Below are 9,280 nucleotides of genomic sequence, written 5' to 3'. Positions count from 1 at the left end.
CACTTAGTGGGACTGGCTTTAGCCGGTCCACTGATACACCGCGTGCGCTTAGTGGGACCGGCTTTAGCCGGGAATGCGTCAGGCGTCATACCGCACATCTGATGGCGAACACCCCGGCCTCTTCCCGGCTGAAGCCGGTCCCACTGATACACCGCGTGCGCTTAGAGGGACTGGCTTTAGCCGGGAATGCGTCAGGCGTCATACCGGAAATCTGATGGCGAACACCTCGGCCTCTTCCCGGCTGAAGCCGGTCCCACTGATACACCGCGTGCGCTTAGTGGGACTGGCTTTAGCCGGGAATGCGTCAGGCGTCATACCGCACATCTGAAGCCGCACACTCCGGCCTCTTCCCGGCTGAAGCCGGTCCCACTGATACACCGCGTGCACTTAGTGGGACTGGCTTTAGCCGGGAATGCGTCAGCGTCATACCGCACATCTGAAGGCGCACACTCCGGCCTCTTCCCGGCTGAAGCCGGTCCTACTAAGGCAGTGCGTGCGCTTAGTGGGACTGGCTTTAGCCGGGAATGCGTCAGGCGTCATACCGGAAACCTGATGGCGACTACCCCGGCCTCTTCCCGGCTGAAGCCGGTCCCACTAAGGCTTTGCGTTTTCAAGGCTACTCCGGCGCATCACTGTTGAACGCTATACCCGCGACCCGCATAACAGCTGGCCATGGCCTGGCGGTATACGCCCAGTACTTCCGGTGCCGGTTGATAGGCTGCGCCCGCCGGATCGAAATTGCTTTGCTGAACGGCGTAGCGGTAGCAGTCGTAGCGGTCCTGTTCTACTTCCTGTTGAGGCTTGCCATTAGGCGGATACGCGACGACGTCGTAGGGGTTGGCTGCCTGCTGGACGGGTTGTGGCTGCTGAGGTGAATACACGGGCTCCACGTTTTGTGGAGGCTCGGCGACAACGTATTCCTGGGTGCTCTGCTCGTAGGTGTAATAAGTGCCGGCGGCGACGAAGAACAGCCCGCTGCCAAGCCAGACCTGTTGAGCGTAGTCGGGCAGGTAGCGGACGCGAACGCCCCGCGGCGGCTCGACGACGACATAACGCGGCCCCTGCGGGCGATACCAGTAACCACCTGAGTAGAAATAATCACCACCGCGATACGGCACGCGGGAATAGCCGCCCGGCATGCGATCGATCTGGTAGCCGGGGCGATAACGCGGGCCTGAGCCCCAGCCGTCGCCATGACCGCCCGGGCGGCCGGCCTGCCAGTTGCCATTGTCGGGGCGGTGATCGCCGCCGCGCCAGCGGTTGTCTTGTGGCTGGTCGCGGTAAAAGCCTTGACGGGGCTCTTGGGTCTGCACGACCGCATCGGGCCGAGACTGGATAGGCAAACCGCCCTGGCGATCCTGCAACTGACGCTGTTGTTGCTGCTGCTCTTGCTGGCGTCGTTGCTGATCCTGTTGCTGCTGGCGCTGCTGCTGCTGCTGCTGGCGTTGATCGTCACGCTGCTGATTGCGTTCGCGGTCCTGCTGCTGGCGCTGCTGATTGGCGCGCTCTTGCTGGTTCTGCTGAATCTGGCGCTGTTGCTGCACCTGTTCCTGCTGGCGCTGCTGTTGCTGTTGCTGCTGCTGCTGCTGGCGTTCTTGCTGTTGCTGACGTTGCTGGTTGTCGTTGAAGCCGCGCTGGTTCTCTTGCTGCTGGCGCTGCATCTCGAAACCACGTTGCTGCTGTTGATGCTGCTGCTCGTTACGCTGCTGCTGTTGCTGCTGTTGATTGTTGTCGTCGGCCAACACCTGAGCACTGATGCTCAAGGCCAAGAGACTGACACCTGCCAAACGCCAGATGCGCATGTTCATGCTTTCCTCACTGCGGCGCGGATACCTGTTGATAGGACTGCGAGTCGGGTGCGCCGTTCGCCGCACTCTATCAGCGTGGCGGGCGAAACTGTAGAAGCGCGCGCTGCGGTGGCGCCGGAAACGCAGGCACAAAAAAAGAGGGCTCAATGGCCCTCTCCGGAATACGTCGTCCTGGCTCGACGCTTTTGACGTCGGCTCACCTCGCATCGTCTTCTGGACAGTGCGTAGCCCGGTGGCCTGATCAACCCTGTCGGGCTGGAGGCCGCGGCTGGCCTGATTCGGCGGGCCGCGCTGGACGCTGTGTCCGGGCAGTGATTCTGGTTAAAAGAATAGGCTTGGGCGGTCGGCACAGGATTGCGAATGTTGCTGTTGAAAACACCACTTGCGCAATAATTCACTTCAGATGAATAATCCTGCGCAATCCATTCGATAAAGGCGCTTCCCGTGAGCAAGCTCGACAGATATGACCTAAGTATTTTGGCCGAACTGCAGAAAGACGCGCGCATATCCAACCAGGAGCTCGCCGAGCGCATCGGCCTGTCGCCCTCACCCTGCTCGCGCCGCGTCAAACAGCTGGAAGACGACGGCTATATCGTGGGCCAGGTCGCGCTGCTCGACCGCAAGAAGCTTGGCCTGAGCCTGACCGCCTATGTGCTGATCGGCATGGACCGTCACACGCCCGACCGCTTCGAAAACTTCGAGCAGCACATTCTCAATCTGCCGCAGGTCCTGGAATGTAGCCTGGTCACCGGCATCGACGCCGACTACCAACTGAAGGTCGTTGTGCCGGACATGGACCACTATCAGAAATTTCTGCTCGGTCATCTGACCCGCATCGACGGCGTGACCAGCGTGCGCTCAAGCTTCGTGCTCAATCAGGTGTTGGCGAGCACCGAGTTGCCGCTGGTGCATTTACGAGGCTGAATCGTTGCCGGTTTCGCAGGCGCCTGAACGGCGTCTTCGCGCGCACGCTCGCTCCCACCGGTTTGCGGCCGCCGGCAGTCTTTAGAGCGGCCGGCTGCTGGTGATACCTGAAAGACGCCCCGTCAAAGCTTCGCCGGCACTTCCCGCCACTGGCCCTGATCCAGACCCTCAAGGCTCCAGTCGCCAATCCGCACGCGCACCAGTCGCAACGTTGGCAGCCCGACCGCCGCAGTCATCCGGCGCACCTGACGGTTGCGTCCTTCCTTGATGACCAGCTCCAGCCAACTCGTCGGCACGCTTTTACGAAACCGCACCGGCGGGTTACGCGGCCACAGTTCGGGCTCGTCCAGCTGCCGGGCCTGGGCAGGCAGGGTCGGGCCGTCGTTCAGATCGACGCCGTCACGCAGCGTCTGCAACTGCTCGTCGGTCGGGACGCCTTCCACCTGCACCCAATAGGTTTTCGCCAGCTTGTGTTTGGGATCAGCGATGCGCGCTTGCAGCTGACCGTCGTTGGTGAGCAGCAACAGGCCTTCGCTGTCGCGGTCCAGGCGGCCGGCCGGATAGATGCCAGGTACATCGATGAAGTCCTTCAGCGTCGCCCGGCCTTCGCCGTCGCTGAACTGGGTCAGCACGTCGAAGGGTTTGTTGAACAGAATCAGCCGGGGCTCGGCGGGCGGCGCTTTGGCGACACGCCGGGGCGCGCCCGTGCGATCAGGCGAAGGACGGCGGGAATCGGGACGTTGATTGCGGGGCATGGGAAACCGGAAAAAATGACGGAAACGGAAAGAGCCACTCAACAGAAAGGGCCACTTTAGTGGCCCTTTCCGTGAACGCCTAGCGCCTTAACGGAACGGCGGTTCGTCGAAGCTGCGCAGTTTGCGCGAATGCAGCGAGTTGAGCTGCGTGCGCATCAGGTCCAGCGCGGCGATGCCGATCTTCAGATGCTGGGTGACCGCCCGCTCATAAAACGCGTTGGCGGAGCCCGGCAGCTTGATCTCGCTGTGCAGCGGTTTATCCGAGACGCAGAGCAAGGTGCCATAAGGCACACGCAGGCGATAACCCTGCGCGGCAATGGTGCCGCTTTCCATGTCCACCGCCACGGCGCGAGACAGGTTGATCAGCGGGCGCTCCTGGGCCCAGCGAAGTTCCCAGTTGCGATCGTCATAGGTCAACACCGTGCCGGTGCGCAGACGTTTTTTCAAATCGTCGCCGCGTTCGCCGGTGACTTGAGCCGCCGATTCCTGCAACGCCAGTTGCACCTCGGCCAGTGCCGGGATCGGGATATTCGGTGGCAATACACGATCCAGAATGCCGTCGCGACGCATGTAGGCGTGGGCCAGCACGTAGTCGCCGATGGTCTGCGACTGACGCAAACCGCCGCAGTGCCCGATCATCAGCCAGCAATGCGGACGCAAGACGGCCAGGTGGTCGGTGATGTTCTTGGCGTTGGACGGGCCCACGCCGATATTGACCAGCGTCACGCCATGGCCGTCTTCGGCGATCAGGTGATACGCCGGCATCTGATAACGGTGCCAGACCACGCCGGAAACGATGGCCTGGGCTTCGCCGTGATCCATGCTCTTGTCGACGATGACGTTGCCTGGCAGCACCATCTTCACGAAGCGCGGGTCGTCGCGGAGTTTTTCCAGGCCATGGACGATGAACTGGTCGACGTAGCGGTGGTAGTTGGTCAGCAGGATCCACGGCTGAACATGGCGCCAGTCGCTGCCGGTGTAATGCACCAGACGGCGCAGGGAAAAATCGACACGCGCGGCGTCGAACAGCGCAAGCGGCAGCGGATCGGTATTAGCCCAGTCGTACAGACCGTCGGCGATGCCATCGGTAGCGGCCGACAAATCGGTGCTCGGGAAGACGCGGGCCAGCGTCGCAGCGGTGACGCCGGTACCGGCCAGCTCATCGCCCTGCTCGACCACGTAGGGGTACGGAATATTCTGTTCGCTGACGCCCACTTCCACCGTCACGGTGAAGTCGTTCATCAGCGGCACGAGTTGTTCGAGGAGGTATTTGCGGAACGCCGCCGGGTGGGTGACCGTAACGGTGTAGGTGCCCGGCAACTGAACCTTGGCGTAAGCGCGCGTGGTCAGCGGCACTTCGCCCTGGCAGTGATAGGTCAGGCGCAGCTCGGGGTAGCGGAACGTCAGACGCTCGGCGGCGCTGGGTTCGACGCGGTCTTTCAGGTAGCGCTTGAGCGCCTGGCTCAAGGCGGTGGTTGCCCGTGCGTGCAGCTCAGCGAGCCGGTCCACGGCTTGTTCGGCAGTTTCTACGACAATGAAAGCTTCAGTCACGACGCATATCCTTCTTATCTTGCAAGCGCACATCTTGCCTGCAACAGATGACGAAGGCACGAGTTGCCTGCGGCGCAACCGGGAATCGACGCCTCACACCTGCGGCGATGACCGCGCGACCAGAGCCTGAACGTCCACCCCGCGCGGCAACGCGCCATAGACCCGCCCCGGCCTCTCCAGACGTCCGGCAATAAACCCGTCGCTGACCGCTGCATTGCCCGATTCCAGCAGCAGCTTCGCCTGCAGCGCCACGGCGATGTCTTCGGTCAGTTGCCGCGCGCGATACTGGATGTCACCGGTGTCCTGAAAAGCCTCTTTTAAACCGTGAATATGCGCCGCCAGACGCTGGTCGCCATGGCCGTCGCCGAGTTCGTCAAACAACGCGTCGAGCACGCCGGGCTCTTTGGACAGCGCGCGCAGCACGTCCAGGCACTGCACATTGCCTGACCCTTCCCACGTCGAATTGACCGGTGCTTCGCGATAAAGCCGCGGCAGAATCGTGTCCTCCACGTACCCTGCGCCGCCCATGCACTCAGCCGCTTCGTTGATCATGGCCGGCGCGCGCTTGCAGATCCAGTACTTGCCCACTGCCGTCACCAAGCGTGCGAAACGGGCTTCGTGGTCGTCATCCAGGCGCTCCAGCGAGCGGCCCATGCGCAGGGTCAAAGCCAGGGCCGCTTCGCTCTCCAGCGCCAGATCGGCGAGCACGTTTTGCATGAGCGGCTGTTCGCTGAGCACGCGCGCGCTGACAGTGCGGTGGGCGCAATGGTGCGCGGCCTGGGTCAGCGCCTGACGCATCAGCGCACTGGAACCGGTCATGCAATCGAAGCGGGTCATCGCCACCATTTCGATAATGGTCGGCACGCCGCGCCCCTCCTCGCCCACCATCCACGCCAAGGCACCGCGGAATTCGACCTCGCTGGATGCATTGGACCAATTGCCCAGTTTGTTCTTCAGCCGCTGTATATAGAACTCGTTGCGGGTGTCGTCCGGGCGATGGCGCGGCAGCAGGAAACACGTCAGCCCCTTGTCGGTCTGCGCCAGGGTCAGAAAGGCGTCGCACATGGGCGCCGAACAAAACCATTTGTGCCCGACCAGTTCGTAGGCCTGGCCGGGCCCGGGCTGGCCGACCGGATACGCCCGCGTGGTGTTGGCGCGCACGTCCGTGCCGCCCTGTTTCTCGGTCATGGCCATGCCGATCGTGACGCCGGCCTTGTGCGCGGTGCCCACGTTGCGCGGGTCGTACCCGGTGGCGAGGATTTTCGGCAGCCAGGTCTCGGCCAGATCCGGTTGAAGGCGCAGGGCCGGCACACTGGCGAAGGTCATGGTTAGCGGGCAGCCACTGCCCGCCTCGGCCTGGGTGTGCAAATAGCTCATCGCCGCACGGGCCACATGAGCGCCTTCGCGAGGGTCGGTCCACGGCAGTGAGGGGATGCCATGCTCGACCGCGGTTTGCATCAAGTGGTGATACGCAGGATGAAATTCCACCAGATCGATGCGATGGCCGTAGCGATCATGGCTGGTGAACACCGGTTTGTTCTGGTTGGCGAGGAAACCTGCTTCCATTAAAGGGCCGCCGGCCAGCGCGCCGTAGGCATCTATTCGCTCCTGCGCCCAGCCCGCGCCAAAGCGCTGCGACCACTCTTGCAGCGGCAGGTCGATGCGGTACAGGTTGGTGCCGTCCAGAGAAGGCGGCTGATTGGTAACTTCGTGGGTCTCGGCGAATTGACGCGGATTGATACGCTGGTCCATGACGCGACTCCGGTGCGGGCAGCACGCGGCGGTCGTGCAGCTGACCTAGTGAATCACGCACCCCGCTCCAGCAACAGCGCCAAAGAAGACGAAATGGCGGCGGTTTTGCCTTGTCCACGCAGCACCTTTGTCTGGATAAACGCAGATCAACGGTAGGAGCGTGGCTTGTCCCGCGATCTGGCGCGCAGCGGCAGCAGACGTGCCATTGATTTTCCTATGACCCACTGCATGCACCGATTCAACGACCGGTGCCCGGCCGATCGCGGGACGAGCCACGCTCCTACACCGTTTGCGCGGCGATCTGCACGTCCAGGCTCAGCCGAAACTGGCTACCATTGCCCGGCTCGGATTGATGGCTCAGGCGCCCGCCCTGCAATTCAGTCAACTGTCGGCAAATCGCCAGCCCGATGCCCAGCCCGCCGTACTCTCGCGTCGTCGACCCGTCCACCTGGAAGAAGTTGGCGTACAGCGTCTCCTCATCCAGACGACTGAAGCCGATGCCGGTGTCGATGACATCAATGACCAGGCGCACGTGCCCGGCGTCTGCGCGCTGGCCATTGACGCGGATTTTGACCGAACCGGCCTTGGTGAACTTGATCGCGTTATCCAGCAGGCACTCCAGGCATTGGCGCAACTTGACGCCGTCGCCTTCGAGACTGTCCGGCAGCGTCTCGTCCAGTTCTACGCTGAGCGTCAGCGCTTTACTGCGGGCCTGCGGCTCGAAGCCACTGCGCAGCTGAAACAACACATGACGCAGGCTGAACGGCGCGTTGCGCACGGTGATGCGACCCGCTTGCAGTTCGGTCAGGGTCAGAATGCCGTTGACGATGCCCATCATGTTTTGCGCCGAGTCAGCGGCGGTCTGGCGGTACAGCTCGATCTCGCTGTCGGCCACGTCCATTTGCATCAACTCCAGCGAACCGATGACACCGTTCATGGGCGTGCGCAGCTCATGGGTGAGGGTTGCCAGAAACTCATCCTTCAATCGGTTACTCACGGCCAACTGCTGGTTGAGGGTTTCAAGGTCCTGCCGCGACTCCGCCATGATCTGCGCTTCGCGCTCGCGCATGGCGTTGATGCGGTCGGCCAGCGCCAGCGAAAGCAACGCCACTTCGATCACCGAGCCGATCTGGCTGGCGTACATGGTCCAGAAATTGTTGGGCAAATGCCCGAGGAGCATCGTGGCGTTGATCACCCCGCCCACCAGAAACGCCGACCAGCCAAAGATGAAATACCGCGCGACCCGCCGCCCCTTGAGCCACGCCGCCAGCCCGATCAGCAAAACCACCGGGATGAACAGCAGCACCAGCCCGGTGACCAGACGCAGCGCGACGCCGTAATCCATGCTCAACGCGAGCGCCATGATCACCGCAGCGCAGACCATCATCACCCGCAGCGGCATATCCAGCCAACGCCCGAGCCTCGGCGTTTGCAGGAAGCTGCGGGTGAACTGGCTGGCGAACAGGATCGCGGCCGCAATCAGGAAGGTGGTCGAGGTATTGGCCCACCACGGGTTGTCCGGCCAGAAATATTCGATCGCCGCGCCGTTGACCGACACCTGGTACAGACCGAAGAAGGTGATGTAGAGGATGTAATACAGATACGCGGCGTCGCGCACGCTCAGGTAGATGAACAGGTTGTAGACCAGCATCACTGCCAGCACGCCGTAAATCATGCCGAGGATGTACAAACGCGACGGCTGCTCTTCTATATAAGCGTGACTGGCCCACAGATTGAGCGGCGCCTGCACCGAGCCGTGACTGGCGACGCGCAGGTAAACGGTTTTGGTCTCGTGGGCATTCAGGTTCAAGTCGAACACGTAGTTGTTCTGCTTAACCTGCCGGCTGGAAAACGGCAGCATGTCGCCGGTCTGCCACGCCAGACGGGGGCGCGCGTCGCCATCACCGAGGTACAGATCGACATGGTCCATCGGCGGATACGCGAGTTCGAGCAACCAGTCGGCGGACGCCAGCGGGTCGGAAGGACGATAAGTCAGAGGCACTTTCAGCCAGAACGCAGAACGCGAATAGCCCGCATTGAGCGACGGCCCGGCAAGAGGACGGAAGCGTGAGGCGCCGTCGGGCGAAGAGACTTGCTGGATGGTCGCGTCGCCGGTGGGGTCTTCGAACATCAGCGTGTCGCGCCCCAGAGCAAGGCTGCGGGTCTTCTCATCGAAATCAACGGCACTGGCAAACAGTGGCAACAGCCAGAACAGGACAATCAGAACCCGACGCATGCGACACCGCCTTGTGACTGAGGGCGGACACAAGCCGACGCGCAATCGCGCGAAAGCTTCGGAATGCTGCAAGCGACCTGCGGACAGGTCGAAGGGGTAAGCGGGCAACGCACTTGCATTTACTCTTTTGGCAGGACCGAAGAAGCGCCACAGGATAGCGACTGATAGCTCGATGACACCATCTAAATCTGCCACACCCGCCTTTCGCTTTCCTTGCATGTGTCTGACAACTTTCAAGCAAATGGTGGGACCGG

At 62.2% G+C, this 9,280-nt stretch carries 7 protein-coding genes; 2 read left to right on the top strand and 5 right to left on the bottom strand.

Annotated features, from left to right (window positions below):
• Positions 1-629: 629 nt before the first annotated feature.
• The gene (locus VF672_RS14250) at positions 630-1,313 is read right to left on the bottom strand and encodes a DUF6515 family protein (protein ID WP_331105219.1); all 684 of its coding nucleotides are present in this window, start codon (positions 1,311-1,313) and stop codon (positions 630-632) included.
• Here VF672_RS14250 and VF672_RS14245 point away from each other — a divergent pair.
• Complete coding sequence (locus VF672_RS14245; RefSeq protein WP_331105218.1) at positions 1,302-1,997, top strand: hypothetical protein; 696 nt, start codon at positions 1,302-1,304, stop codon at positions 1,995-1,997. The two genes, VF672_RS14250 and VF672_RS14245, sit on opposite strands and share 12 nt — an antisense overlap.
• 255 nt (positions 1,998-2,252) lie before the next feature.
• Positions 2,253-2,732: an Lrp/AsnC family transcriptional regulator gene (locus VF672_RS14240; protein WP_331105217.1), complete on the top strand. Its 480-nt coding sequence runs from the start codon at positions 2,253-2,255 to the stop codon at positions 2,730-2,732.
• A 122-nt stretch (positions 2,733-2,854) separates the two neighbouring features.
• On the opposite strand, the gene VF672_RS14235 is transcribed toward VF672_RS14240, so the two are convergent.
• The 4 genes from VF672_RS14235 to VF672_RS14220 all read right to left on the bottom strand — a co-directional run bounded on the left by VF672_RS14235 (position 2,855) and on the right by VF672_RS14220 (position 9,026).
• Positions 2,855-3,487 (bottom strand): pseudouridine synthase, encoded by a 633-nt coding sequence (locus VF672_RS14235; RefSeq protein WP_331105216.1) that lies wholly within the window; start codon positions 3,485-3,487, stop codon positions 2,855-2,857.
• A gap of 87 nt (positions 3,488-3,574) precedes the next feature.
• A complete protein-coding gene (gene amn, locus VF672_RS14230; protein WP_331105221.1) occupies positions 3,575-5,071 on the bottom strand; it encodes an AMP nucleosidase in 1,497 nt (498 codons plus the stop codon).
• Positions 5,072-5,131: 60 nt separating this feature from the next.
• On the bottom strand, positions 5,132-6,778 hold the full coding sequence (locus tag VF672_RS14225; protein WP_331105220.1) for an acyl-CoA dehydrogenase family protein: 1,647 nt from the start codon (positions 6,776-6,778) through the stop codon (positions 5,132-5,134).
• A gap of 292 nt (positions 6,779-7,070) precedes the next feature.
• Entirely contained in the window at positions 7,071-9,026 is a 1,956-nt protein-coding gene (locus VF672_RS14220) for a sensor histidine kinase (protein WP_331105215.1), read from the bottom strand.
• Positions 9,027-9,280: the final 254 nt, after the last annotated feature.

The sequence above is a fragment of the Pseudomonas sp. genome, assembly GCF_036387035.1.
GTDB lineage: Bacteria > Pseudomonadota > Gammaproteobacteria > Pseudomonadales > Pseudomonadaceae > Aquipseudomonas.
This window is presented reverse-complemented; position numbering and strand designations above follow the sequence as displayed.

What these genes read in the sequence shown, in the direction of transcription:
- VF672_RS14235 (WP_331105216.1), bottom strand. Translation starts at nt 3,487, where the DNA reads ATGCCCCGCAATCAACGTCCCGATTCCCGCCGTCCTTCGCCTGATCGC.
- amn (WP_331105221.1), bottom strand. Translation starts at nt 5,071, where the DNA reads ATGTGCGCTTGCAAGATAAGAAGGATATGCGTCGTGACTGAAGCTTTC.
- VF672_RS14220 (WP_331105215.1), bottom strand. Translation starts at nt 9,026, where the DNA reads ATGCGTCGGGTTCTGATTGTCCTGTTCTGGCTGTTGCCACTGTTTGCC.